The organism is Methylopila sp. Yamaguchi (genome assembly GCF_002897035.1).
Lineage (GTDB): Bacteria > Pseudomonadota > Alphaproteobacteria > Rhizobiales > Methylopilaceae > Methylopila.
Genome location: NZ_BAUX01000012.1, coordinates 31353 through 54273, shown reverse-complemented (window position 1 = coordinate 54273; position 22921 = coordinate 31353). Strand labels below are relative to the sequence as shown.

29 protein-coding genes are annotated in these 22921 nt (G+C 69.5%); 14 read left to right on the top strand and 15 right to left on the bottom strand.

Translation table 11 applies throughout. From position 1 onward, the window contains the following. Both METY_RS14530 and METY_RS14525 read left to right on the top strand, forming a co-directional pair. The gene (locus METY_RS14530; RefSeq protein ID WP_244593668.1) at positions 1-918 is read left to right on the top strand and encodes a cytochrome c1; all 918 of its coding nucleotides are present in this window, start codon (positions 1-3) and stop codon (positions 916-918) included. 74 nt (positions 919-992) lie between these two features. Next, positions 993-1868, top strand: coding sequence for an S-methyl-5'-thioadenosine phosphorylase (locus METY_RS14525; protein ID WP_103122113.1), 876 nt, complete (start codon positions 993-995; stop codon positions 1866-1868). A 9-nt stretch (positions 1869-1877) separates the two neighbouring features. On the opposite strand, the gene METY_RS14520 is transcribed toward METY_RS14525, so the two are convergent. From METY_RS14520 to METY_RS14465, 12 genes are all read right to left on the bottom strand, one after another. Next, positions 1878-2354, bottom strand: a complete 477-nt coding sequence (locus METY_RS14520; protein ID WP_103122112.1) for a MaoC family dehydratase — start codon at positions 2352-2354, stop codon at positions 1878-1880. Next, positions 2354-2818 carry a MaoC family dehydratase gene (locus METY_RS14515; RefSeq protein ID WP_103122111.1) on the bottom strand — a complete coding sequence of 155 codons (465 nt, stop codon included), beginning with the start codon at positions 2816-2818 and terminating at the stop codon, positions 2354-2356. The genes METY_RS14520 and METY_RS14515 overlap by 1 nt, the downstream gene beginning before the upstream one ends. 61 nt (positions 2819-2879) lie before the next feature. Next, positions 2880-3977, bottom strand: a complete 1098-nt coding sequence (ychF, locus tag METY_RS14510; protein ID WP_103122110.1) for a redox-regulated ATPase YchF — start codon at positions 3975-3977, stop codon at positions 2880-2882. Positions 3978-3990: 13 nt separating this feature from the next. Further along, a complete protein-coding gene (locus tag METY_RS14505) occupies positions 3991-4431 on the bottom strand; it encodes a PIN domain-containing protein (protein WP_103122109.1) in 441 nt (146 codons plus the stop codon). After that, positions 4364-4642: a hypothetical protein gene (locus METY_RS20890; protein ID WP_200819690.1), complete on the bottom strand. Its 279-nt coding sequence runs from the start codon at positions 4640-4642 to the stop codon at positions 4364-4366. Before METY_RS20890 ends, METY_RS14505 begins: the two co-directional genes overlap by 68 nt. A gap of 83 nt (positions 4643-4725) precedes the next feature. Continuing rightward, entirely contained in the window at positions 4726-5334 is a 609-nt protein-coding gene (pth, locus tag METY_RS14495; RefSeq protein ID WP_103122108.1) for an aminoacyl-tRNA hydrolase, read from the bottom strand. Between the two features lie 25 nt (positions 5335-5359). Further along, positions 5360-6064, bottom strand: a complete 705-nt coding sequence (locus METY_RS14490; protein WP_103122107.1) for a 50S ribosomal protein L25/general stress protein Ctc — start codon at positions 6062-6064, stop codon at positions 5360-5362. Between the two features lie 556 nt (positions 6065-6620). Continuing rightward, the gene (locus METY_RS14485) at positions 6621-7553 is read right to left on the bottom strand and encodes a ribose-phosphate pyrophosphokinase (protein ID WP_103122106.1); all 933 of its coding nucleotides are present in this window, start codon (positions 7551-7553) and stop codon (positions 6621-6623) included. A 155-nt stretch (positions 7554-7708) separates the two neighbouring features. Continuing rightward, positions 7709-8494 carry a peptidoglycan editing factor PgeF gene (gene pgeF / locus METY_RS14480; protein WP_103122105.1) on the bottom strand — a complete coding sequence of 262 codons (786 nt, stop codon included), beginning with the start codon at positions 8492-8494 and terminating at the stop codon, positions 7709-7711. Further along, entirely contained in the window at positions 8491-9582 is a 1092-nt protein-coding gene (locus METY_RS14475) for a class I SAM-dependent methyltransferase (protein ID WP_103122104.1), read from the bottom strand. The genes pgeF and METY_RS14475 overlap by 4 nt, the downstream gene beginning before the upstream one ends. After that, a complete protein-coding gene (gene lgt / locus METY_RS14470; RefSeq protein WP_103122103.1) occupies positions 9579-10397 on the bottom strand; it encodes a prolipoprotein diacylglyceryl transferase in 819 nt (272 codons plus the stop codon). Before lgt ends, METY_RS14475 begins: the two co-directional genes overlap by 4 nt. Positions 10398-10443: 46 nt before the next feature. Continuing rightward, entirely contained in the window at positions 10444-11376 is a 933-nt protein-coding gene (locus METY_RS14465) for a LysR family transcriptional regulator (RefSeq protein ID WP_103122102.1), read from the bottom strand. Positions 11377-11485: 109 nt separating this feature from the next. On the opposite strand from METY_RS14465, the gene METY_RS14460 reads away from it, so the two are divergent. From METY_RS14460 to METY_RS14430, 7 genes are all read left to right on the top strand, one after another. Continuing rightward, complete coding sequence (locus METY_RS14460) at positions 11486-12664, top strand: MFS transporter (protein ID WP_103122101.1); 1179 nt, start codon at positions 11486-11488, stop codon at positions 12662-12664. A gap of 104 nt (positions 12665-12768) precedes the next feature. Further along, complete coding sequence (locus METY_RS14455) at positions 12769-13734, top strand: class I SAM-dependent methyltransferase (RefSeq protein ID WP_146035730.1); 966 nt, start codon at positions 12769-12771, stop codon at positions 13732-13734. 73 nt (positions 13735-13807) lie between these two features. Continuing rightward, the gene (locus METY_RS14450) at positions 13808-14110 is read left to right on the top strand and encodes an accessory factor UbiK family protein (protein ID WP_103122099.1); all 303 of its coding nucleotides are present in this window, start codon (positions 13808-13810) and stop codon (positions 14108-14110) included. Between the two features lie 199 nt (positions 14111-14309). Then, a complete protein-coding gene (locus METY_RS14445; RefSeq protein WP_020185992.1) occupies positions 14310-14810 on the top strand; it encodes a YbjN domain-containing protein in 501 nt (166 codons plus the stop codon). Between the two features lie 16 nt (positions 14811-14826). Further along, complete coding sequence (gene proC, locus METY_RS14440; RefSeq protein ID WP_103122098.1) at positions 14827-15666, top strand: pyrroline-5-carboxylate reductase; 840 nt, start codon at positions 14827-14829, stop codon at positions 15664-15666. An 86-nt stretch (positions 15667-15752) separates the two neighbouring features. Next, complete coding sequence (locus tag METY_RS14435) at positions 15753-16472, top strand: TetR family transcriptional regulator (protein WP_103122097.1); 720 nt, start codon at positions 15753-15755, stop codon at positions 16470-16472. Next, positions 16469-16831: a tRNA-binding protein gene (locus METY_RS14430; protein WP_103122096.1), complete on the top strand. Its 363-nt coding sequence runs from the start codon at positions 16469-16471 to the stop codon at positions 16829-16831. The genes METY_RS14435 and METY_RS14430 overlap by 4 nt, the downstream gene beginning before the upstream one ends. Positions 16832-16840: 9 nt before the next feature. Here the strand turns inward: METY_RS14430 and METY_RS14425 are convergent, their stop codons facing one another. Next, positions 16841-17149 carry a DUF3072 domain-containing protein gene (locus tag METY_RS14425; protein WP_103122095.1) on the bottom strand — a complete coding sequence of 103 codons (309 nt, stop codon included), beginning with the start codon at positions 17147-17149 and terminating at the stop codon, positions 16841-16843. A 152-nt stretch (positions 17150-17301) separates the two neighbouring features. Further along, positions 17302-17826, bottom strand: a complete 525-nt coding sequence (locus METY_RS14420) for a BA14K family protein (RefSeq protein ID WP_200819689.1) — start codon at positions 17824-17826, stop codon at positions 17302-17304. A gap of 226 nt (positions 17827-18052) precedes the next feature. On the opposite strand from METY_RS14420, the gene METY_RS14415 reads away from it, so the two are divergent. Further along, positions 18053-19114: a DUF1176 domain-containing protein gene (locus tag METY_RS14415; protein ID WP_103122094.1), complete on the top strand. Its 1062-nt coding sequence runs from the start codon at positions 18053-18055 to the stop codon at positions 19112-19114. A gap of 3 nt (positions 19115-19117) precedes the next feature. Here the strand turns inward: METY_RS14415 and METY_RS14410 are convergent, their stop codons facing one another. Continuing rightward, positions 19118-20347, bottom strand: a complete 1230-nt coding sequence (locus METY_RS14410; protein ID WP_103122093.1) for an ornithine decarboxylase — start codon at positions 20345-20347, stop codon at positions 19118-19120. A gap of 186 nt (positions 20348-20533) precedes the next feature. Here METY_RS14410 and METY_RS14405 point away from each other — a divergent pair, with 186 nt between their 5' ends. Genes METY_RS14405 through METY_RS14390 form a run of 4 tightly spaced genes read left to right on the top strand, consistent with a single transcriptional unit; the run spans position 20534 to position 22907 of the window. Continuing rightward, positions 20534-21004: a hypothetical protein gene (locus tag METY_RS14405; RefSeq protein ID WP_146035729.1), complete on the top strand. Its 471-nt coding sequence runs from the start codon at positions 20534-20536 to the stop codon at positions 21002-21004. Continuing rightward, positions 21001-21657 carry a ribonuclease T2 family protein gene (locus METY_RS14400; protein ID WP_103122091.1) on the top strand — a complete coding sequence of 219 codons (657 nt, stop codon included), beginning with the start codon at positions 21001-21003 and terminating at the stop codon, positions 21655-21657. Before METY_RS14405 ends, METY_RS14400 begins: the two co-directional genes overlap by 4 nt. Next, positions 21648-22043 carry a cupin domain-containing protein gene (locus tag METY_RS14395; protein WP_103122090.1) on the top strand — a complete coding sequence of 132 codons (396 nt, stop codon included), beginning with the start codon at positions 21648-21650 and terminating at the stop codon, positions 22041-22043. The genes METY_RS14400 and METY_RS14395 overlap by 10 nt, the downstream gene beginning before the upstream one ends. A 15-nt stretch (positions 22044-22058) precedes the next feature. Further along, positions 22059-22907 (top strand): 23S rRNA (adenine(2030)-N(6))-methyltransferase RlmJ, encoded by an 849-nt coding sequence (locus tag METY_RS14390; RefSeq protein ID WP_103122089.1) that lies wholly within the window; start codon positions 22059-22061, stop codon positions 22905-22907. Positions 22908-22921: the final 14 nt, after the last annotated feature.

Here is a 22921-nt window from a genome sequence, read left to right as displayed (position 1 = left end):
ATGACCCTGCGTTTCGAAGGCAAGACCATGAGCCTGCGTTCTCTTCGCGCCGTCGCCGCGGCGGCCGTCATCGGCCTCGGCGCGCTGGCCGGCGCCGGCGGGGCGCTCGCGGCCGGCGGGGAGGGCGCGCAGGAAGGCGGCGCCCACCACACGCCGCAGCCGCCGATGCAGAAGTGGACCTTCTGGGGTCCGTTCGGGAAGTTCGATCCGGCGCAGCTGCAGCGCGGCTTCAAGATCTACAAGGAGGTCTGCTCGAGCTGCCACTCGCTCTCGCTGGTCTCGTTCCGCAACCTGATGGAGCCGGGCGGCCTTGGCTTCAATGAGGGCCAGGCGCGGGCGATCGCCAACGAGTACGAGGTCCAGGACGGCCCGAACGACCAGGGCGAGATGTTCACCCGCAAGGCCCGGCTGTCGGACGCTTTCCCGAAGGCGTTCCCCAACGAGCAGGCGGCCCGCGCGGCGAACGGCGGCGCCTATCCGCCGGATTTCTCGCTGCTCGCCAAGGCCCGCACCTACGAGCGCGGTTTCCCGTGGTTCCTGTGGGACATCTTCGCCCAGTACCAGGAGCAGGGCCCGGACTACATCCACGCCCTGCTGGTGGGCTACGAGGAGCCGCCGGCGGGCGCGACGCCGGCCGCCGCGAACCTGCACTACAACAAGTACTTCCCCAATCACTGGATCGCCATGGCGAAGCCCATCCAGGACGGACAGGTGGAGTACACCGACGGCACGCCGACCACCGTCGACCAGTACGGCAAGGACGTCGCGGCCTTCATGATGTGGGCGGCCGAGCCGCACCTCGCGGCCCGCAAGGCGACGGGCTTCGTGGTGCTGATCTGGCTGCTGGTGTTCGGGTCGCTGGTCTATCTGGTCAAGAAGCGCATCTGGGCCGGCGCGAAGCCGAAGCCGATCGCCTGATCCTCGCGGACGACCCCGTGCTATAGAGCGGCGGGCCTTCGGGCCCGCCGTTTTTCATTGTCAGGGAGCGAACGATGGCGAAGGCCGTTCTGGGCGTGATCGGCGGGTCGGGGATCTACGATCTGCCCGGCCTCGAAGGCGTCGAGGAGCTCGATCTCGTAAGCCCTTGGGGGCTGCCGTCCGCCAAGCCGAAGCGGGGCCGGATCGGCGCGACCACGATCGTCTTCCTGCCCCGCCACGGCGCCGGCCACCGGCTGTCGCCGTCGGATATCGACTATCGCGCCAACATCGACGTCCTGAAGCGCGCCGGCGTCACGGACCTTGTCTCACTGTCGGCGTGCGGGTCCTACCGCGAGGAGCTTCCGCCCGGGACCTTCGTGCTGGCGGACCAGTTCATCGACCGCACCTTCCGCCGCCAGACGACCTTCTTCGGCCCCGGCTGCGTGGCGCACGTCGCCTTTTCGGACCCCGTCGCGCCGAACCTCGTGGCGCGGATCGCCCGGGCCGCGGCGGCCGAAGGCGTGCCGCACGTGGTCGGCGGCGCCTATGTCTGCATGGAAGGCCCGCAGTTTTCGACGCGCGCCGAATCCATCGCCTACAAGGCCATGGGCGCGTCGATCGTCGGCATGACGAACATGCCGGAGGCGAAGCTCGCGCGTGAGGCGGAGCTCTCCTACGCCACCGTCGGCATGGTGACGGACTACGACGCCTGGCGCCCACACGAGGCCGGCGTCGACGTCGCCGACGTTCTCGCCGTGATGCACGCCAACGGCGACAAGGCGCGTCGCTTGGTGGCGCGGCTCGCCGCCGATTTTCCGGAGGAGCACGAGCCGTGCCCGCTCGGATCGGACCGGGCGCTGGAGTACGCCATCGTCACCGCGCCGGAGCGCCGCGATCCGCAGCTGCTGGCGAAGCTCGACGCGGTAGCCGGCCGGGTGCTCCGCGGCTGAGGCTGCGGTTCAGTCCGCCGGCCGCACGCCGACGAACACCGCGCTCGTGAAGGCGAAAACCTCGACGCCGCGCTGGTTCGTCGCCGTGTTGCGGGCGGTGAGCACGCCCCAGCCGGGGCGGGACGCGCTCGGCCGGGTCTCCAGCACCTCTGAGAAGTAGGTCAGCGTGTCGCCCGCCATGACCGGCGCCGTCCAGCGCAGATCGCGGAAGCCGGGCGAGGGGCCGACGCGGCCGACCGGCAGGCCCGCCGCCATCCGCTCCTTCGCCATACGGGTCTGGAACGCGATCATCAGCTTCATCCACACCGCGCAGGTGTGCCAGCCGGAGGCGGCCAAGCCCTTGAATGGGCCGGCGAGCCCGGCCTCCTCGGACAGATGAAAGGCCTGGGTGTCGTACTTCCGCGCGAACCGAAGGATTTCGTCGGCCGTGAAGAGGTGCGAGCCGATCTCCGCGCGATCGCCCGGGGCGTAGTCCTCAAGGTGCATCAGACCGCTCCCGGACTGCGACGGCCGAACATCACGGCGTTGACCTGCCGCATCACGACGACGCCGTCCTGATTCAGCACGTCGAAAGCGAAGGAGACCACGCCCATCTCCGGCCGACTGCGGGAGGCGCGGGCGGCTAGGACCTCGCTGCGCACCGTCAGCCGGTCGCCCGCGCGCACCGGGGCGCGCCACTCGACGCTATCGACGCCCGGCGAGCCCATCGAGGTGCTGTCGACAAGCCAGCGGTCGCAGTTCATCCGCATCAGCAGCGCCGCGGTGTACCAACCGGACGCGATCAACTCGCCGAGCATGCTTGAACGCGCCGCATGCTCCGACAGATGCATCGGTTGCGGATCGTACTCCTCGGCGAAGGCCACCATGTCGTCGCGGTCGACGACGACGCCGCCGTACTCCGCCCTGTCGCCCGGCGCGAAATCCTCGAAGGCGTAGCGGGGGTCCGGCATGGACGTCATCCTTTGAGCAACGACGGTGCGGGCAGGCCGCGCGCGCTCCGCTTCCGCCCGCTCAGTTCGCGAAGCGGAAGTGCAGCACGTCGCCGTCGGCGACGACGTACTCCTTGCCTTCGAGCCGCATCTTGCCAGCGTCCTTCGCCCCCGTCTCGCCCTTCAGCGTGACGTAATCGTCGTAGGCGATGGTCTCGGAGCGGATGAAGCCCTTCTCGAAGTCGGAGTGAATCACGCCCGCCGCCGCAGGCGCCTTGGTGCCCCGCTCGATCGTCCAGGCGCGGGTCTCCTTGGGGCCGACCGTGAAGTAGGTGACAAGCCCGAGAAGCTGGTAGCCGGCGTTGATGAGACGGTCGAGGCCGGGCTCGTGCAGGCCGAGCGCCTCCAGATACTCGGTCCGCTCGTCCTCGGGCAGCACCGCGATCTCGCTCTCGATCCGGGCGGAGATCGCGACCGCGACGGCGCCTTCGGCCTTCGCCAGCTCCTCGACTCGCGCCGAGTAGGCGTTGCCGCCGACGGCCGAGTCTTCGTCCACGTTGGCGACGTAGAGCACCGGCTTCGAGGTCAGCAGGTTCAATGCGTCGAAGGCGGCACGCTCGTCGTCCGCGATCTTGGCGAGGCGGGCGGGCTTGCCGTCCCGCAGCAGCGGGAGCACACGGTTGACGAGCTCAAGCTGCTCCTTCGCCTCCTTGTCGTTCGAGCGCGCGCGCTTCTCGAGCGCGACCACCCGCTTCTCGAGGCTCTCAAGGTCGGCGATCATCAGCTCGGTCTCGACCGTATCGGCGTCGGACAGCGGATCGATCTTGCCTTCGACATGGGTGATGTCGTCGTCCTCGAAGCAGCGGAGGACATAGGCGATCGCGTCGACCTCGCGGATGTGGGCGAGGAACTGGTTGCCGAGGCCTTCGCCCTTCGACGCGCCGCGCACGAGGCCCGCGATGTCCACGAAGGTCAGGCGCGTCGGGATGATTTCCTTGGAGCCGGCGATAGCGGCGAGCTTTTGCAGCCGCGGATCGGGCACCGCGACTTCGCCGACATTCGGTTCGATCGTGCAGAACGGATAGTTCGCGGCCTGGGCGGCGGCGGTCTGCGTCAGCGCGTTGAAGAGGGTCGACTTGCCGACGTTCGGCAGGCCGACGATGCCGCATTTGAAGCCCATGGGGAGGAACCGATCAGTCTTGAGAGAGGATCTCGTCCGGTCGGACGAGGAAGGGATTGATGGTCATGAGCGGGCCCATGCGCTGGCCGTGGCTCATGTCTTCGGACAGCAGGAGGTCGCAGTTCGACTGGAGCGCGGAGGCGACGATCAGGCTGTCCCACCAGGCGAAACCGAACCGTTCGTGAACCCCGAAGGCCAAGGTCGACGTCTCGAACGTCAGCGGCGCGTCGCACCAGCGGCCGATCTCGGCGACCATCGGCTCCACTTCGGCGAGGCTGAACATCTTGAGCTTCCGGGTCAGCACGGCCGTGAACTCGTTGATCACCTGCGGGCTGACGACGAGGCCTTCGTGGTCCGACAGCTCACCCACCCATACGGTCGCCTGCTCAGTCTTCGCCGGGCTTCGCCGGTCCCTGAGATAGACCAGGATGTTCGTATCGATGAAGCACCGCATCGTCGTAGATCTCTTCGCGGCTCGGCAGCGTCCCGTCGGCGCGCGTCAGATCCCGCGTCGGGTAGGACAGGAAACGCTCCAGGCTCTCCCGCTGGCTCACACGCGCATCCTGCTGCTTCCGCTCCAGAGCGAGGGCCGCAAAGTAGCGCGAAACGCTTTCGCCGCGCTTCGCGGCCTCCACCCGCACCCAGCTCAAGACCTCGTCGTCCATCGAAATCGTAACGTTCTTCATTTGACCAAAGCTCCTCGACACGAACTTCGTGTTTTCGTGTCCCCGGATCAAGCCGTTCCGCGTCAGGGCCTCGCGGCGCCGAGCTTCTCGACCTCGCCAAAGCCTGCGGCCTCCATCCTGAGGTGCACCTTGTTCTGGAAGCTCGCGTCCTGCGCGCTCGCCAGCAGGTCCGCGGCGTCGGCGACGGCTTCGGTCAGCACGTCGACCCAGCCCATCTCGCCCTTGCCGAAGTCGTTCAGCACGTAGGACAGCACCGCGTCCTTGCCGGGGTGGCCGATCCCCAGACGCACGCGCTTGTAATCATTGCCCATGTGGGCGGTGATCGAGCGCAGGCCGTTGTGGCCGGCGTTGCCGCCGCCGATCTTCACGCGCAGCTTGCCCGGCGCGAGGTCGAGCTCGTCGTGCAGCGCTACGATGTCGGGCAGGGCGATCTTGAAGAACCGGGCGGCTTCGGCGACCGCGCGGCCGCTCTCGTTCATGTAGGTGCGCGGCTTGAGCAGCAGCGTCTTCACGCCGCCGATCGCGCCCTCCGCCGTCTCGCCCTGGAAGCGCGCCCGCCACGGGCCGAAGCCGTGGCGGGACGCGATCCGGTCAACGGCCATGAAGCCGATGTTGTGCCGGTTCTTCTCGTACTTCGGCCCCGGATTGCCGAGGCCGACCAGGAGCAGCATGTCGGTCGCTCCCGCTTGGCCGAGATCAGTCTTCGGACTTCTTCTCGTCGGAGGTCTCGCCCTCGGCGGTCTCGCCTTCTGCGCCCTCTTCCGGCTCCACGGTCTCGCCGCGGTTCTCGGCGGCCGCCTCGGCCTGCTCCTCGGCCACCTCTTCCGCGACCACGGTCGGCGCGGCGATGGTGGCGATGGTCAGCTCGTCGAGGTTCTCGGCCGCGAACTCGACGCCCTTCGGCAGCTTCACCGCGTTGGCGTGAATGATGTCGCCGATCTCGAGACCCTTGAGGTCGACTTCGATCGCGGTCGGGATGTCGTCGACGCCCGCCTTCACGTGCACGGTGTGCAGCACGACGTTGAGCACGCCGCCGCGCTTAAGGCCGGGGGAGGCCTCGTCGTTGAGGAAGTGCACGGGCACCTCGACGTCCACGACCGACGACGCGGTGACGCGGAAGAAGTCGACGTGCAGCAGGGTGTCGGTCACGACGTCGCGCTGGTAGTCGCGCGGGATGACGCGCTCCTTGCCCTTGCCGGTGTCGATCTCGAAAATCGTGGTCTTGAAGCCACCGGCGTGCAGCAGCTTGAACGCCTCGTGGCCGTCGAGCGCGATGCTGACGGCGGGCTTCTTGCCGCCGTAGATGACGGCGGGAATCTTACCTTGACGGCGAAGTGCGCGGGCGGCCCCCTTACCGGCCTTCTCGCGCGCTTCGGCCTTGAGCGGCTTGGTCGCGGACATATCAGTTCTCCGAAATGAATTGGCCGCCCGATGCGGACGGCCTCAGGCGGCGAACCCCTCCAGGGGTGTGGGACGCCGCGCGCGTGAGCTAGCAGAAACGCTGTTCCGGCGCAACGTGTCCGGCCTCGACGGCCGATCGGCGCGCTCCATCTCCTACGGCGGTTCCCCGGGGAGATCGACATGACGCGCGTCGGAGGCTTGGTCCTCGTTCTACTAGCCCTTGGCTCAGGCTCCGCCGCGGCGGCCGATCCGGCGGAGCGCGTCGTCGTCACCCGGTCCGTAGAGCGCACGTACCGGACGAGCGCCGCCGAGCGCTATTACGGCCCGCAATTGCCTCTGCGGGACGCTGCGCGGCAGGTGGTCGTTGAGCGGGGGCCGCGCGTGCTGCTGGAGGACGATTTCTTCGGGCTGTTCGAACCGGTCCTGACGTCCCGGCGACTCCCCCAGCAGGTGCGAGGCATGTGGGTCGAGGCGGACGTTCCCGGCTACGAGCCAGCTGTCGTCGAGACGCGCCGGACGACGACCGTCCGGCGGTACCCGCGCGGCGCTGATCGGCTCAGTCGAAGAGGCTCGACACCGATTCTTCGCTGGACGTGCGCGCGATGGCCTCGCCGATCAGCGTCGCGATCGAGATCACGCGGATGTTCTTCGCGACGCGCACCGCCTCGGTGGGCTGGATCGAGTCGGTGATCACCATTTCCTTGATCTTCGAGGCCGTGACGCGGGCGACCGCGCCGCCCGACAGCACGCCATGCGTGAGGTAGGCGTAGACATCCTTCGCGCCCTTCGCGAGCAGCGCGTCGGCGGCGTTCACCAGCGTGCCTCCGGAGTCCACGATGTCGTCGACCAGGATGCATGAGCGGCCTTCGACGTCGCCGATGACGTTCATCACTTCGGACTCGCCGGGGCGCTCGCGGCGCTTGTCGACGATGGCGAGCTGGGCGTCGATGCGCTTGGCGATGGCGCGGGCGCGCACCACGCCGCCGACGTCCGGCGAGACGACCATGACGTTGTCGGTCGGCAGCCGGTCCTTGATGTCCCGCACCATCACGGGCGCCGCGAACAGGTTGTCGGTCGGAATGTCGAAGAAGCCCTGGATCTGGCCGGCGTGCAGGTCGAGCGTCATCACGCGGTCGGCGCCGGCCTGGGTGATCATGTTGGCGACCAGCTTCGCCGAGATCGGCGTCCGGCCCGAGGCGCGGCGGTCCTGCCGAGCATAGCCGAAGTAGGGCATGACGGCCGTGATGCGGCGCGCCGAGGAGCGGCGCAGCGCGTCGATGATGATCAGCAGCTCCATCAGGTGGTCGTTCGCGGGGAACGAGGTCGACTGGACGACGAAGACGTCCTCGCCGCGCACGTTCTCAAGGATTTCGACGAACACCTCCATGTCCGCGAAGCGGCGCACGTTGCAGCGGGTGAGCGGCGTGGCGAGATAGGCCGCGATGGCTTCGGCGAGCCCGCGGTTGGAGTTGCCGGCGACGACCTTCATGCTGAACGACCTTCGTGCGCGCCCCGCGGCGCCGTTGTGCTGTCCACGACCGTGGCGCCGAGGAAAGGCGTGCGGCTCTTAACAACTATTCCAACCGCCCTCAACCGACCGTGAGGCGGTTGCGCACCTTCGTCGCAGAAGGGTCACAGAAGCCTTTACGGATCGAGCGCGATCGCTGCCACCAGCCGGCCGTAGTCGTCCTCGCCGCGGTGGGTCATGCGGCGGTAGCTGAAGAAGCGCTCCTCGTCGGCGTAGGTGTCGAGGCCGACGTCCTCGACCGTGCCGACGCCGGCCGCTTTCAGCCGGGCGACCACATAGCCGCCAAGGTCGAACAGCGCGTGGCCGGGCTTCGCCGAGGGCGCGAAGAAGCGTGCGTTCGAGGCGTCGGCCGCGGCGAAGCGGGCGGCGAACTCTGGGCCGACCTCGTAGCTCGCCTGCCGGATGCAGGGGCCGAGCACGGCGACGACGCGCTCGCGGCGCGCGCCCAGCTCCTCCATTTTGGCGAGCGTCGCCTCCGCCACTCCCTTGAACGCGCCCTGCCAGCCGGCGTGAGCGGCGGCGACCACGCGAGCCTCCGCGTCCGCGAACAGGATCGGCCCGCAGTCGGCGATGGTGACGCCGGCGGCGAGACCGGGGCTCGCCACCACGACGGCGTCCACATGCGGCGCGGTCTCGCGCGTCCAGGGATCGGTCGCGACCGCGACCTCCGCCGAATGCACCTGCCAGGGCAAGGCGATCCGTCCGGCCTGAAGGCCCAGCGTCGCGGCCATGCGACGACGGTTCTCGTGCACGTTCGCCGGATCGTCCTTGGCGCCGAGCCCGCCGTTAAGGCTCGACAGCACGCCTGTCGAGACGCCGCCCTGGCGGGTGAAGAAGGCGTGGCGCACGCCCGGAAGCGCGGCGAGAGCCTCGGACTGAACGGTCGGGACGGGGAGGGTCATCGGGAATCTCCGTCGGGTTCGAAGCCGGGCAGGGGCCCCAGGGCTGGATGGCCGATGGCGAACGCCTTGAACAGCGCGCCCATGCCGGAAGCGGAGCGGTCGGTCAACCGCCGCACGGCGGCCGCGATGGCGTCCGTCTGGGCGGGCGTCGCGTTTCGCGCGAGCTGCGCCGCCCGGGCGTGGAGGCCGAGCCGCTCGAGCAGATCGGCTTGCGGCAGCAGCGCCATGGGGGCCGCCCCGGCCGCGCGACCCGCGCGAGCGAGCGCGCCGAAATCGACCTGGGCCGTCAGATCGGCCTCGCCCGGCTCCGCCAGCGGATCGACGAAGCCGTGGCGGCGCATGGCCTGCAGCGTGTCGCCGGCGCTGTAGGCCTCGCCGTAGTCGAGCGCGAGCGCCGCGCCGCCATGGGCCGCGAGATGGGCGCCGATCCGGGCCGCGATCGCCACCCCCTGCGGATTGAGCTCGAGGACGAAGCCGATCGGACGGGACGGGAGGCGCAGGTCCGCGGGCGGTTCGGCGGCGAGACCAAAGGCGAGAGCGCCGTCGATGAGCCCGACCATGCGCTCGCGCCAGCCCGCCTCGGTGCGTACGAACTGGCGTATGGGCAGGGCGTCGAAGAACTCGTTGGCGAGAAGGAGGATGGGACGCGCGCCGAGGGCCTCTTCGATCGTCAGGGCCCAGCGGAGCGGCACGCCCGTCGCGGCCAGGTTCTCTTGCTGGATCTGCCGAAGCGTCGGGCTGGTCTCCACCAGCGTCACGTCGAGCGCGTCGCGAAAGCCGGGAACAGCCCTGGCCGCCCGGAGCGCGTCGGCCATAAGCGTGCCTCGGCCGGGGCCGAGCTCGATCAGCGCCACGCGCGCGGGCTCCCCCATGCGCCGCCAGACCTCGGCGCACCACAGGCCGATGAGTTCGCCGAACATCTGGGTGATCTCCGGCGCGGTGACGAAGTCGCCGCTCGCCCCGAAGGGATCGCGGGTCGCGTAGTAGCCGTGAGAGGGGTGGCCGAGGCAGAGCGCCATGTAGCGCTCAACCGTGATCGGCCCGTCCTGCGCGATCGTCTCGGCGATCTCGCGGCCGAGCGGGGTCATGCCCGCCGGGCGCGCTTCAGAGCGAGGACGACGACGACCGCGCCGAGCGCCAGCATGGGCAGCGACAGCGCCATCCCCATCGTCAGGCCGCCCGGCAGGAAGCCGATCTGTGCGTCCGGCTCGCGGAACTCCTCGCCGATGATGCGGCAGACGGCGTAGCCCGCCAGGAAGGCGCCGCCGACGAGGCCGGGGCGCTTCAGCGCGCCGGCGCGCACGAGGACCTGAACCAGCACGAACAGCGCAATGCCTTCGAGCGCGGCCTGATAGAGCTGGCTCGGGTGCCTCGGCTGGCCGTCCGCGGTGGGAAACACCATCGCCCAAGGGACGTCCGTCACGCGGCCGAACAGCTCGCCGTTGATGAAGTTCGCGACGCGGCCGAAGAACAGGCCGATGGGCGCGACCGCCGAGCAGAGGTCGAAGATCGGCAGCGCCGGCAAGGTGCGCGACCGGGCGAACAGGATGATTCCCAGCGCCGCGCCGGCGAGGCCGCCGTGGAAGCTCATGCCGCCGTGCCAGACCTGCAGCGCCTCCAGGGGATTATCGAGATAATACAGCGGATTGTAGAACAGCACATAGCCGATGCGGCCGCCGAGGATCACGCCGAAGGCGACCCACAGAATGAGGTCGTCGACTTCGAGCGGCGTCGGGCGCCGCGTCGCGCCCCAAAGGGCGTCGTTGGCGGCGATCCGCTTGGCGAGCCACCAGCCGATCAGCAGCCCCGCGACATAGGCGAGCGCGTACCAGCGGATCGCGAGCGGGCCCACGGACACCGCGATCGGATCGATCATCGGAAACGGAATTGCGAACAGCGGCATGCGCGCTCCAGGGTCGGCGCGGTGATGGACGTGGCGACGCGCAGCGTCAAGGCGGCGTGGTCCAGCCGCTTCGGTTCATTTCTCCCGCAGCCTCAGCCAGGAAATCGAGAAAGGCTCGAGTGCGGGCGGGGAGGCGGCCCGGACGGCCCACGAACACGGCGTGGATCTCCTCGATGTCGCCTGGGTTCAGCTCTTCGAGCACGGGGACCAGCGTTCCCGCCGCGATGTCCGGGCCGATGTGGAACAGCGCATGCCGCGCGAGGCCGACCCCGGCGAGCGCCAGCAGCCGCGACGTCTCGCCGTCGCCGACCTGGACCGGGCCATTGGGGGAAACGGTCACCGTCCGCCCCTCGACGAGGAACGGCCAGCCGCGCACGGTGCGGGTGAAGTTGAAGCCGATCCGGGGCTGGCGCTCCAGATCTTCGACCGTCCGCGGCACGCCGTGGCGCGCGAGATGCTCCGGCGAGGCGACGACCGCCATACGGCTCTGGCCGAGCTTGCGCGCGACGAGCCGGGAGGAGGCGAGCGGCCCGATGCGGATCGCGACGTCCGCGCGCTGCTCCACGAGATCGACGACCTGGTCGGTCAGCACGATGTCGAGCGTCACCTCTGGGAAGCGGGCGAGGAACGCCGGCACGAGCGGCAGCACGTACATCTGTCCGAACGACACGCTGCAGTTCACCCGCACGCGGCCGCGTGGCGCCGCGCCGCCGGCGGCCTCCCGTTCGGCCTCGTCGAGATCGGCGAGGATGCGCGTCGCTCGCTCGTAGAACGCTTCGCCCTCCGCCGTGAGCTGAAGCCTGCGCGTGGTGCGGGTCATGAGCTGGGCGCCGAGCCGCGCCTCAAGCCGGGCGACCAGCTTGCTGATCGCGGACGGCGATTGTCGGAGCTCGCGCGCCGCCGCCGAGAAATCGCCCCGCTCCACGACGCGGACGAACGTCTCCATCTCGGCGGCGCGGTTAGGTTCGGATCGGCTCATTCGTGCCTTTAGGTCACAAGTTGTTGGATCTTGTGAAGACTAATCTGTGGCCTGCCTTGCGGCTAGCTTGGCTCCAATCATTCCAATCCATGCGTTCTGGAGCGACTCCATGCCCCTCGCGGTCTATGCGCTCGCCGCCGGCGCCTTCGGCATCGGCACCACCGAGTTCGTCATCATGGGCCTGCTGATGCAGGTCTCCGGGGACCTCGGCGTCTCGATTCCCGCCGCCGGACTGCTGATCTCGGGCTACGCGCTCGGGGTGTTCGTCGGCGCCCCCGTCCTCACGATCGCGAGCCGTCAGCTGCCGCGGAAGACCGTGCTGCTCGCGCTGATGGGCGTGTTTGTCCTGGGCAATCTCGCCTGCGCGCTCGCCCCGGACTACGGCTGGCTCATGGCGGCGCGCGTGATCACCTCGCTCGCCCACGGCACCTTCTTCGGCGTCGGCTCGGTGGTCGCCACCGGACTGGTGCCGCAGGAGCGCAAGGCCTCGGCGATCGCTGTGATGTTCACCGGCCTCACGGCCGCGACCCTGCTGGGCGTGCCCGCCGGCGCCTGGCTCGGCCTCGCGTTCGGCTGGCGCTCGACGTTCTGGGCGGTCGCCGTGATCGGCGTCGTCGCCTTCGCGATCATTGCGCTCGCGGTGCCCCGCGACGTCGCCTCCGAGCCCGCCCCGCCGCTGAAGCGCGAGCTCTCGAGCCTGAAGAACCCGCAGCTGCAGCTTGGCTTCCTCATGACGGTGCTCGGCTTCGCGGGCGTGTTCGCCGCCTTCACCTATGTGCAGCCGCTGCTGACCGAGCTGACCGGCTTCTCGGAGGCCGCCGTCTCCCCGATCCTGCTGGTGTTCGGCGCGGGCCTCGCGGTCGGCAATCTCGCCGGCGGCCGCTTCGCGGACCGCAACGTCGGGCTGGCGCTGGTGGGCACCCTGGGCGCGCTCAGCCTTACGCTCGCGCTGACGACCGTCGCCGCCTACGACAAGATCGCGATGGTCGCGATCCTGGGCCTGCTTGGCGCGGCGAGCTTCGCCACCGTCGCCCCGCTGCAGATGCGGGTGATGGAAAAGGCCGGCGCGGACGGCCGCAACCTCGCCTCCAGCCTCAACATCGCGGCCTTCAACCTCGGCAACGCCATCGGCGCCTGGGCCGGCGGCGCGACCATCGACTACGGGCCGGGCCTCTGGTCGGTGCCTCTCGTGGCCGCCGCGATCACCTTCGCAGGGCTCGCCGTCGCGGCCTTCAGCCTGCGGCTCGATCGCCTTCGGCCTGCGGTCGTGGCGGCGTGCCAAACCTGAACTCGGAGCGCCACTCTCCCAGGCTTTCCGTGGACGTCGACCGCCGCGCGGGCGATACAGGTCCTCCCGCAGTTGCGTAAGGGCGCCCGTCGGTGGCGCACATCATGATGCCATCCGCCGACACGTCCGAGGCCGTCGGGCCGACCTGCCCCATCACCGGCAAGCCCGCCCGCGCGGTCCAGAGCGTCTCGACGGCGTTCCTGCGGCACTTCTGGCGGTTCGGGCAGGGCGTCGACGTGGCGCGCCTGTTCGAGGGCGTGAAGCGGCTGACGCTGTACGAAAGTCCGTCGGGCCTCATGTTCTTCGATCCGCCGATCGTCGGAGACGCGGCCTTCTACGCCCGGTTCTACGCCAAGTGGGACATCCAGAAGGGGCTGACGGAGGAGGTCGACCGCCGCGTCGATTTCCGTCGCGCCGCCCGTTCCGTGCCCAAAGGCGCCACGGTGATCGACATCGGCTGCGGCCCCGGCTTGTTCCGGCGCCACCTGCCGCACGCCCGGTTCGTCGGGCTCGACCCCTACGCCGGCCCTGGCGCCGACGAGGCGGTGATCCGCGAGACGCTGGAGCATCATGCGGAGACAAACCCCTCCGCCTATGACGTCGCGACGGCGTTCCACGTGATTGAGCACGTGTCCGATCCGCTCGGTCACGCCAGGCTGATGGCGAAGCTGCTGAAGCCCGGCGGCCTGCTGATCCTCGCGGCGCCGCTGCACCCGTCGCCGCTGACGGACATTCCGAATTTTCCGCTCAATCTCCCGCCGCATCACGTGACGTGGTGGAACGCGGGCGCGTTCCGCGCGCTTGCTACGGAACTGGGCCTTGAGGTCGTCGCTCTCGAGACGCTGCCGGTCTCGCCCCATCAGGGCGTCATTCTTTGGCTGTGGCGTCTGCTCGCCCGCCGGACGACGCCCCCGCCAAACGCCCGCTATGTCGGCCACCGGTGGTCCTGGCACGTCAGCCTCGTCCTCGCCTACGCGCTGGCGCTCTTGGCCGTGCGCTTCAAGCCGGTTCCGAAGGGCGCTCCGGACGTCGACGCCTTCCTCGTGGCGCGGAAGCCGCAAGCCTCGTGAACCGCCGATCTTGCGGGGAGGGCGGCGACGGGCCATGTGTGACGAGCGTTTTCCCTGTGAAAGGCCTCACTCCATGACCGAGACCCGCGGCCGCGTGTTCGACGAGATCGGACGCCTGATGACCGACGCCGCCGGCGCCGCTTCCGGGGTGAAGCGGGAGGTCGAGACGGTCGTGCGGGCTCAGGCCAGCAAGATCCTCGCGGATCTCGACCTCGTCCGCCGCGACGAGTTCGAGGCCGTGCGCGCGATGGCCGTAAAGGCGCGCGAGGAGAACGAGGCGCTTTCCGCGCGGCTGGAGGCGCTGGAAGCGAAGCTCGCCGGCGCGACCTCGACGCCGCAGGGCGGCAGCGGTCCGGAAGACACAGTCGCGATCTGACGGGCGGATCCGTTCATCCAAGTACGACAGCATGTGTGCAGCGCCGAAACGGGCGCCATATACTGTCTGAGGGGGCTCGAATCGCTGGCGTTACGCCACGCGATCCGGAGCCTCGGTCGGCGGGCCGCCCTTGGTCCGCAGGTCACGCGCGACGTCGTTCCCACGCCCTCGAGCAGGGCCTTCACCTGGGGAGGAGCTCATGGCTCTCATCGACGTGGACGCCGAGCGTCACGGCCACCCTGTCGACATGATCGAACGCATCGCGACGTTGAACGACTGGTCTTTCGACCGGTCCGACGACGACGAGATTACGATTTCCGTCGATGGATCCTGGTCCGATTACCACGTGTCTCTCACGTGGATGGACGATCTGGAGTCCCTTCACCTCGCCTGCGCCTTTGACCTCAAGGTTCCTGACCGCCGCAAGGTGGAAATTCTCCAGCTGCTGACGCTCGTCAACGAGCAGATGTGGCTGGGCCACTTCGATCTGTGGAGCAAGGAGGGCGTGGTGGTCTACCGGCACTCGCTCCTGCTGACCGGCGGGGCGGAGGCGAGCGCCCCCCAATGCGAAGCCCTGCTGCAAGGGGCCCTCGAAGCCTGCGAACGTCACTATCAGGCGTTCCAGTTCGTGGTCTGGGCGGGCAAGAGCGCCGAGGAGGCCATGCAGGTGGTGGCCTTCGAGACGGCGGGGGAGGCGTGACGGCGTTGAGCCTTTCATGACCGGGCATTCCATCGGGCCGCTCTCTCCGGGCGGCCCGATTCTTCTCGTCGGCGCCGGCAAGATGGGCGGCGCCCTCCTGGACGGCTGGCTGGCGGGCGGTCTCGATCCGGCGCTGGTCGCCGTCGTCGACCCGGGACTTCCGACCGCCGCCGCTGAACGCCTCGCCGCGCAGGGCGTCATCCTCGCGCCCGAACCCGGCAGCCTGCCGCCGCCGGCGGCGATCCTCTTCGCGGTCAAGCCGCAGATGGCGGGGGCTGCGCTTCCGAGCGTGGCGGATTTCGTAGGCCCGGATACGGTGGTCGTGTCGATCCTCGCGGGAACGACGCTCAAGACGCTGCGGGCCGGGCTTCCCGCCAACGCCGCCGTGGTGCGAACCATGCCGAACACGCCGGCCTCCGTCGGCCGCGGCATCACGGTCTGCGTCGCAGGCGAGGGCGTCAGCCTGGCGCAACGGGCTCTTGCGGACCGCTTGCTGCAGGCGTGCGGCGATGTCGTGTGGGTCGACGACGAGGCGCTGATCGACGCCGTCACCGGCGTCTCCGGGTCGGGACCGGCCTATGTGTTCCTGATGGCGGAATCGCTCGCCCGCGCCGGCGTCGCGGCGGGATTGCCGCCCGAGCTCGCCGCCAAACTGGCGCGCGCCACCGTCGAGGGCGCGGGCGAATTGCTTCACCGCTCGGCCGATACCCCGGAAACGCTGCGCAAGAACGTGACCTCGCCAAACGGGACGACGGCCGCGGCGCTCGGCGTCCTGATGGCGGCCGACGGCCTCGACCCGCTTCTGGAGCGGGCGGTGGCGGCGGCGACAGCGCGTTCCCGCGAACTTGCGGGCTGAGCAGCCCGGGCCGCCTTGGAACGGACCCGCTCTGTGCCCATAATCGCGTGACGAGCGATCACCCCAGACACGCGAGGAGACGCGCCATGGCCCGCAATCCATCGTCGAGCGACGCTTCGGCGGCGAAGCCGTCAAAGGCCGCGCCCGGACCCGATCCGCGCGACAAGGTGATCGACGCCCTGTTTTCACTGCTGGCCGAGAAGCCCTGGAGCGAGATCGGTCTGCACGATCTTGCCGACCGAGCCGGGGTCGGGCTGGCGGAACTGCGTGGCCTGTTCCCTTCGAAGGGCGCGGTGCTCGCCGGCTTCGTCCGCAGGATCGATCTCGACGTGCTCGATCACGACGTCAAGGACATGGCGGACGAGCCGGCGCGCGAGCGTCTCTTCGACGTGCTGATGCGGCGTTTCGAGGCCCTAGCGCCCTACCGAGAGGGTTTGCGCGCCGCACGCCGCGGCGTGATGCGCGATCCGCTGGGCGCCGCGGAGATGAACAAGGTCGCGGTCTCATCGATGCAGTGGATGCTGGCCGCGGCCGGAGTGCAGGAGTCCGGTCCTCTGGGAGCGGCGCGCGCTCAGGCGCTGGTGCTCGTCCACGCGCGCGTGTTCGAGACTTTCCTCAACGACGCCGACCAGGGCCTTGCCCGAACCATGAAGGCCCTCGACGAGGAGCTCCGGAAGGCTGAACGCTGGGCCCGCCGCGCCGACGACGCGCTCCGCCTGACCGCACCCTTCCGCGAGGTCTGCGACCGCGCCTTCGGCCACCGTAGCCGCAAGGACGAGGCCGACGACGTGGCGAGCGCCGCGTGAGCGGGACGGATCAGGCCGCTGCCCCCATCATTACCTTCGACGACTTCCTGAAGCTCGACGTCCGCGTCGGCGTGGTCGTCGAAGCCGAGCCCTATCCCGAGGCGCGAAAGCCCGCGATCAAACTCAAGATCGATTTCGGCTCGGATATCGGCCTGAAGAGATCGTCGGCGCAGATCACACGGCACTATGCGCCTGAGGATCTGATCGGTCGCCAAGTCGTTGCGGTGGTGAACTTCCCGCCGCGGCAGATTGGCAAGTTTATGTCCGAAGTTCTGACCCTCGGCGTGCCGGACGCCGACGGCGAGGTCGTGCTGCTGTCGCCGACGACCGCCGTTCCGAACGGCGGCCGTCTGTACTGAGCGGTCCGATCAGCGTTTTCGGTTGCGGGCGTCCTTGAGCTCGTCGATCGCCATCGAGGCTTCAGCCTTGGTGAGGTCCGGCTTGTAGGCCTCCGCCCCGGTCTCCTCCGAAAGCGTTTTGAGATAGGAGGCCTGGGCCCCGGTCATCGGCTCGTCGCCTGACACCCAATCGCTCGGGTCCTTCTCCGTGTTGCTTTCAGGATCGGGCGCGGTCTTCGGATTGGGATGGATGTCGTGAGCCGGGGCGCCGGGCGTAGGCGCATCGGGGTCTGCGGCGCGGCGGGCGTCGACGCGAGCCTGCGGGCGACTTTCGGCCATGAGCGTGTCCTCGTTCTGTCTTCGTTCACGAGGGGAAACGCCCGACCTGAACGACGGTTCCTCGACGGCGGTCATGAAAAAGCCCCGGCGCGGGGCGCGCGCCGGGGCTTCGGAGGAACGCTCGGCGCTGGTCGCGCCGTCGTCGCAGGTCCTTACGGGCAGGGGTGCTGACGTCCGTCGTAGCCCGTATAGGTGCCGGTCCGCGGATTGTACGAGCGGAACCGCTGTGCGCAGTAGCTGTCGCCGCGCGAATAGCTGCGGCCGTTCGCCGCTCCTGCGATCAGAGCGCCGGCCGCGAGACCCGCGATGCCGGCCGCCGCATAGCCGCCGTAGTCCCGGTCGCGATAGTACCGCCGCCCGTAATAGCGCCGTCCGTAGTACCCGCGCCCGCCATAATACCGGCGTCCGCCGTAGTACCTCCGTCCGCCATAATACCGCCGGCTGGAGAAATGCCGGCGGCCGCCATAATGGCGACCTCCGCCCCAGCCGCGCCCGCCGCGCCAACGGCGTCGATCCACGGTCTGGATGTTTCCGGTCTGCATGTCGGTCAGCGCTTGGGCGCGCACCTGATCCAGCGTCGCCCGCGGCTCCGGCGCGCGAAGCGGAGCGGCTTCGGCGCTGACGACACCCGTGAGGCCAATCGTTGCGGCGATCGCTATTGCGAGCGTCTTTCGCATCTTTTGAAGCTCCTGATTTTTAAGGGGCGCGCGTGCGCGCCAGGTTCTGCGCCTCTCCCACCGGAGATAACTCGACGGTCCCGGGGAAAGTTTCGCGGGCGAGGGCGTGGCGCCTCACGTCTGCGTGACGTTCTGGTCGAGGGCCTGTGCGTCCGGCTGATTTGTCTCGGCGCGATTCGGGATTAGGGTCGCGCGCCGTCCGCTGCATTCGAGGTCGCGACCCGCCATGCGCCGTTTGCTCGCAAGCCTCGCTCTCATCGCCGCCGCATGCGCCGCGGCGAACGCCGCGCAATTCGAGGGTTGGGGGGTCTCCTGTGGGACGGGCGTGAAAGTCGTCGACTGCCGCATGGAGACGGCGGCGGTGAAGACGACCGCGAACGCGGCTCGGCTTGTCGCCCAGCGGGCCGGCGCCCCAGAAACCGCGCCTCGGCTCGTGCTGGCGGTCGACGTCGAAGGCGCCCTCAATCGGCCGCGCGTGGCGCTCGCGGTCGACGGCGGCCCGCCGATCCGCTTCGCCTCCGGCGCTGATCTCGCAAGCGCCCCGGGGGCTGCCGGCGGCGTCGAACTCCGCTTTTCCGACGCGGCCACCCGCAAGCTCCTGCCCTTCCTCCGCCGCGGCAAGGTGCTGACGGCGGAGATCGTCGCGGAGGACCGCCGCGATCTCTCGGCGGACTTCGCTTTGCCGGGGTTCGCCTCCGCGCTCGCCGAGGTCGATCGCGCCCAAGGCCGTGTCGACCGTCCGGACGCGTTGGTCGCGCTCGTGGGGGGCGACACCCCCGCGGTGCGTTCCGGGCAGGTCCGCGACGTGAGCCGCGAACATGCGCCGCCGGCTCTCCGCCAGATCATGGTGGATCGCGACTGCCCGGTCTGGGACCGCAACGAAACCGACGCCTCGTTCCTGGCCGAGGAGTCCTTCGCGGCCGATCTCGGCGGCGGCCTCACCCTTTGGGCGATGGTCTGCGCCTCGGGCGCGACCAATGTCGACTTCGCCCTCTTCCTCGAGGATCCGTCGCGCGCGGCGGGGCGCTTCGAGCCGCTGCTGTTCGCAGCCTTCCTGGAATCGGTCGGCTGGACTGGCGTCGATGTGTTGTCGAATGTCGCCTACGACCCGGCGAAGAAAGAGCTCACCGCCTTCGATCGCGGGCGCGCCCAAGGCGATTGCGGTCAGGTTGGATCCTGGGAGTGGGGCGGCGCCGCATTCCGCATGGTCGAGTATCGGTCGAAGGAGGAGTGCGACGGCGTCGGCGAGCCCGGCAAGTTCCCGATCGTGTTCCGCGGCGAGCGCTGACGCTTAGCGTACGGCCCCCCGGCTTTCGACCGTCGCGACGCCTTCGGGGCCCTCTTCGTCTTCATACGGCGTCGCCACCTCCACGAAGGTGTCGGGGTAGAAGCCGTTGAACCGGGTGCGCAGGGCGAGGCTGTAGGCGCCGATGTGGCCGATCTCGATCCAGTCGCCGGTGTCCACCGTGTCGGGCAGCCAAAACGGCCGGGACAGGATGTCGACGGAGTCGCAGGTCGCGCCCATCACCCGGTAGGGGGCGAGCTTCGGCGCCGAGGAGCGCGGCGCGCGGCGGCGCGCCGGATCCGGGATCAGCCGGGCGGGCAGGGTGATCTTGCCGGTCCAACTGTCGGAGAGCGAACTCCAGACGCCGTCGTTGATGTAGAGCCGCTGGCCCTTCTTCAGCAGCACCCGCACCACCACCGAGAGCGAGCGCGCGACCACGACCCGGCCGGGCTCCGCGATCAGGGGTAGGTCGCCGAGCCCCCAGGCGTCGATCTCCTGCTCGATCTTGGCGACGAGGCTTCCGATCTCGGGCGTCGGCCGCGCGTCCTTCTTCAGGTCGCGGCCGTAAGGCGCGGGAAACCCGCCGCCGATGTCGAGCGCCGTGATGTCGACGCCTGCGCGCCCCTTTACCCAGGCGGCGGTGCCGATCGCTCGCTCATAGGTGTCGAGATCCTCGACCTGGCTCCCGACGTGGAACGTCAGGCCCGCACGGAAGCCCACGCGGTCGAGACGCTGCAGCAGTTCGACGGCGTGGGCGGCGGTCGCGCCGAACTTCTTCGAGAGCTCGTAGGCGGCGTGCCCCTTGGTCGCGAGCCTGACGAACAGCGTGACGTCGCTCGGCGCGATGTCCTGCGCGCGCACGATCCTAAGGATCTTCGCGATTTCGTCCTCGTGGTCGAGGGCGACGTGGCGGATGCCGTAGGTCTCGAGCGCGAGCCGGATGTCCGACTGCGCCTTCACCGGGTGCATGTAGAACATGCCGGCGTCGGCTGAGGCGGCGCGAGCCGCGGCGAACTCGGCGGGGCTCGCGACGTCGAAGGCCGTCACCCCCGCCTTCACCAGTTCGTCGAGGACGAACGGCTCGCCGTTGGTCTTTACGGCGTAGGCCGTCTGTCCGCGGAAGGCGCTGAGAAACGCTTTGGCGTCGGTCGCCAGGACGCCCGGCCGGAACGCGTAGACGGGCTGATCGGGCCGGAGGGCGAGGGCGGCGTCATGGGCGGTCTCGAACCTCTGCATCGTGCGCGGCGTATCCTGTTGTGGGGGCGGTCGGGCGGCTGGACGGTAGCACCCGCTCCGCGACGGTCCAAAGACCCGCCGGCGGACGTAACCATCTCGGGCGCAAACGCTTGATTTTAACCAATGAGGCGCTTGATGTCGCTTTCGGGCGCGGACGCGCTCATAGACGACGCAGCGGAGGGTCGGATGAAGAGCTTTGCAGGTGCCTGCGCGATCCTCGCGGCGGTCGCCACGGCGCCCGCAGCCATGGCCGCGGATTATGCGACGACGACGACCTACGAGGCGACGGTGGTCGAACCGGCGCCGTTCTACCGCGGGTTCTCGGGCCGCCTGCCGGCCTGCGGCGACAGCGGCGTGATCGGCCGCATCACCTCGGCCTTCGCCGCGCGCGAGCGCGGTTACTGGGGCTCGGACCTGGCCCTCGAGGCGGTCGGTCATCCCCGCGAGATCGGCTACCGCAGCTGGGGGCCGAGCTTCGTGCCGCGCCGGTTCTGCGCCGCCGAGACAGTCACCACGGATCGGCGCCCGCGCCGGGTGTTCTACGAGATCATCGAGGGCGACGGCTTCGCCGGGATGGGCTGGGGCGTGAACTGGTGCGTCACCGGCCTCGACCGTCACCGCGCCTTCGCTCCGGGCTGCAAGATGGTTCGTCCGTGATCCGACGCCTTCTGGCGGCCGCGCTCCTTCTCCTCGCCGTCGCGCCGGCCTCGGCGCAGGAGCGGGGGCAGCCTGGAGACTTCGACTTTTACGTGCTCTCGCTGTCGTGGTCCCCGACCTATTGCGCCGACCGCGGCGCGCGGGCCGACCGGATGCAATGTGCGGGTCCCAGGCCCTTCGCCTTCGTGCTGCATGGGCTCTGGCCGCAGTACGAGCGCGGCTTCCCGTCGTCCTGTGGCGGCGATGATCGCGGCCCCTCGCGCCGCACCGTCGACGGGATGCTCGACGTCATGCCGAGCCCGGGCCTCGTGCGGCATCAGTGGCGCAAGCATGGGACATGTTCCGGGCTCGATCCGGCCGGCTACTTCGCGAAAGCCCGGGCGGCCTATGACAAGATGGCGATCCCTTCGGCCTACCGCGCGCTCGACCGTTGGCTGACGACCTCGCCGGACGACGTCGAGCGCGCCTTCATCGCGGCCAATCCGGGCTTGAACGCGGACATGATCGCGGTCGACTGTGCGCGACGGAACCTGCGCGAGGTGCGAGTCTGCATGACCAAGGACCTGGAGTTCCGCGCCTGCGGCGAGGTCGACCGCCGCGCCTGCCGCGCCGACCGCGTGGCGTTTCCGCCGATGCGGGGAGAATGGCCGTGACTGACGACGTCGATGCCGCCATGCGCTTGCACCTCTTGGGAGGGCCGGGGGCCGCGTTCGAGGACGGCGCGCCCGCGCCCGAGCTCGTCGTCGAAGGCGCGCCGACCTTCCGGACGTCGGTGCATTACGAGTCGCCGGACGGCCGGCTGATCACCGGCGTCTGGTCCGCGACGCCGGGCGCGTGGCGCGTCGCGTACGACGAGTGGGAGTGGTGCCGTCTGCGGTCCGGTCGCTGCGTGCTGACGCCGGACGGCGGCGAGCCCGTCGACTACGAGGCCGGCGACGCGATCGTCATCGAGCCCGGCTTCGTCGGCGTCTGGACGGTGGTGGAAGCCTGCGAGAAGGACTTCGTGGTCATGCTCCCGCCGCCGCCCGACGACGTCTGACGCCGGCCGCCGGGAGTGAACTACCGCCACGCGTTCCACGCCGGGAACTTCGCGGACGTGCTCAAGCACGTCCTGCTCGCTCGCGTGATCGAACACCTCAACTTGAAGAGCGCGCCTTGGGGCTATCTCGACACCCATGCGGGCGTCGGCGTCTACGATCTTGAAGGCGAAGAGGCGAGCAGGACCGCCGAATGGCGGAACGGCGTCGGCCGTCTTGCGGGACGGCAGCTGGGGGAGGCCGCGGAGCGGCTGCTAGCGCCTTGGCGCCGAGTGTTGGCCGAGTTCGACGACGGGAGTGGGCGGCCGGGGCGCTATCCCGGCTCGCCGGAGATTGTCCGCCGGCTCGCGCGGGACGACGACAGGCTCCGCTTGTGCGAACTGCACCCCAAGGACGCCGCGGCCCTCGGGCGGGCGATGGGCCGGGACAAGCGCGTGAAGGTGGTCGAGATCGACGGCTGGACCGCGCTGAACGCCTGGCTGCCGCCGCGTGAGCGCCGCGGTCTCGTGCTGGTCGATCCGCCCTACGAGCAAACGGGCGAACTGGCGCGGATGGCGGAGCGCTTTCTCGCGGCGCACGCCGTTTGGCCGACCGGCGGCTTCGCGCTCTGGTACCCGGTGAAGGATCCCCATGATCTTCAGGCGCTGATCCAGCCTTTGAAGGCTTCAGGCCGACCCAAGCTGCTGCGCGTCGAAGTCCATGTTCGCGGCTGCGAAGACCCACGGCTGCTGAACGGGACGGGCCTGATCCTCGCAAACCCACCTTGGACGCTCGCCGACGATTGCCGTTCCGGACTGCCGGAGATCGCCCAAGCTCTTCAACAGGACGCAGGCGGACGCGCGATTGTTGAAGAACTGAGCGTCTGACCACCGGTTTCGGC

Bases quoted from the DNA above. Each gene is read 5' to 3' on its own strand.
- METY_RS14505 (WP_103122109.1), bottom strand. From the start codon at position 4,431: ATGCGGTGCTTCATCGATACGAACATCCTGGTCTATCTCAGGGACCGG.
- METY_RS14410 (WP_103122093.1), bottom strand. From the start codon at position 20,347: ATGCAGAGGTTCGAGACCGCCCATGACGCCGCCCTCGCCCTCCGGCCC.
- METY_RS20890 (WP_200819690.1), bottom strand. From the start codon at position 4,642: ATGGACGACGAGGTCTTGAGCTGGGTGCGGGTGGAGGCCGCGAAGCGC.
- METY_RS14415 (WP_103122094.1), top strand. From the start codon at position 18,053: ATGCGCCGTTTGCTCGCAAGCCTCGCTCTCATCGCCGCCGCATGCGCC.
- pgeF (WP_103122105.1), bottom strand. From the start codon at position 8,494: ATGACCCTCCCCGTCCCGACCGTTCAGTCCGAGGCTCTCGCCGCGCTT.
- METY_RS14450 (WP_103122099.1), top strand. From the start codon at position 13,808: ATGACCGAGACCCGCGGCCGCGTGTTCGACGAGATCGGACGCCTGATG.
- METY_RS14525 (WP_103122113.1), top strand. From the start codon at position 993: ATGGCGAAGGCCGTTCTGGGCGTGATCGGCGGGTCGGGGATCTACGAT.
- METY_RS14530 (WP_244593668.1), top strand. From the start codon at position 1: ATGACCCTGCGTTTCGAAGGCAAGACCATGAGCCTGCGTTCTCTTCGC.
- METY_RS14435 (WP_103122097.1), top strand. From the start codon at position 15,753: ATGGCCCGCAATCCATCGTCGAGCGACGCTTCGGCGGCGAAGCCGTCA.
- pth (WP_103122108.1), bottom strand. From the start codon at position 5,334: ATGCTGCTCCTGGTCGGCCTCGGCAATCCGGGGCCGAAGTACGAGAAG.
- METY_RS14425 (WP_103122095.1), bottom strand. From the start codon at position 17,149: ATGGCCGAAAGTCGCCCGCAGGCTCGCGTCGACGCCCGCCGCGCCGCA.
- METY_RS14420 (WP_200819689.1), bottom strand. From the start codon at position 17,826: ATGCGAAAGACGCTCGCAATAGCGATCGCCGCAACGATTGGCCTCACG.
- ychF (WP_103122110.1), bottom strand. From the start codon at position 3,977: ATGGGCTTCAAATGCGGCATCGTCGGCCTGCCGAACGTCGGCAAGTCG.
- METY_RS14515 (WP_103122111.1), bottom strand. From the start codon at position 2,818: ATGCCGGACCCCCGCTACGCCTTCGAGGATTTCGCGCCGGGCGACAGG.
- lgt (WP_103122103.1), bottom strand. From the start codon at position 10,397: ATGCCGCTGTTCGCAATTCCGTTTCCGATGATCGATCCGATCGCGGTG.
- METY_RS14445 (WP_020185992.1), top strand. From the start codon at position 14,310: ATGGCTCTCATCGACGTGGACGCCGAGCGTCACGGCCACCCTGTCGAC.
- METY_RS14405 (WP_146035729.1), top strand. From the start codon at position 20,534: ATGAAGAGCTTTGCAGGTGCCTGCGCGATCCTCGCGGCGGTCGCCACG.
- METY_RS14520 (WP_103122112.1), bottom strand. From the start codon at position 2,354: ATGCACCTTGAGGACTACGCCCCGGGCGATCGCGCGGAGATCGGCTCG.
- METY_RS14465 (WP_103122102.1), bottom strand. From the start codon at position 11,376: ATGAGCCGATCCGAACCTAACCGCGCCGCCGAGATGGAGACGTTCGTC.
- METY_RS14460 (WP_103122101.1), top strand. From the start codon at position 11,486: ATGCCCCTCGCGGTCTATGCGCTCGCCGCCGGCGCCTTCGGCATCGGC.
- METY_RS14485 (WP_103122106.1), bottom strand. From the start codon at position 7,553: ATGAAGGTCGTCGCCGGCAACTCCAACCGCGGGCTCGCCGAAGCCATC.
- METY_RS14455 (WP_146035730.1), top strand. From the start codon at position 12,769: ATGATGCCATCCGCCGACACGTCCGAGGCCGTCGGGCCGACCTGCCCC.
- METY_RS14395 (WP_103122090.1), top strand. From the start codon at position 21,648: ATGGCCGTGACTGACGACGTCGATGCCGCCATGCGCTTGCACCTCTTG.
- METY_RS14475 (WP_103122104.1), bottom strand. From the start codon at position 9,582: ATGACCCCGCTCGGCCGCGAGATCGCCGAGACGATCGCGCAGGACGGG.
- METY_RS14490 (WP_103122107.1), bottom strand. From the start codon at position 6,064: ATGTCCGCGACCAAGCCGCTCAAGGCCGAAGCGCGCGAGAAGGCCGGT.
- proC (WP_103122098.1), top strand. From the start codon at position 14,827: ATGACCGGGCATTCCATCGGGCCGCTCTCTCCGGGCGGCCCGATTCTT.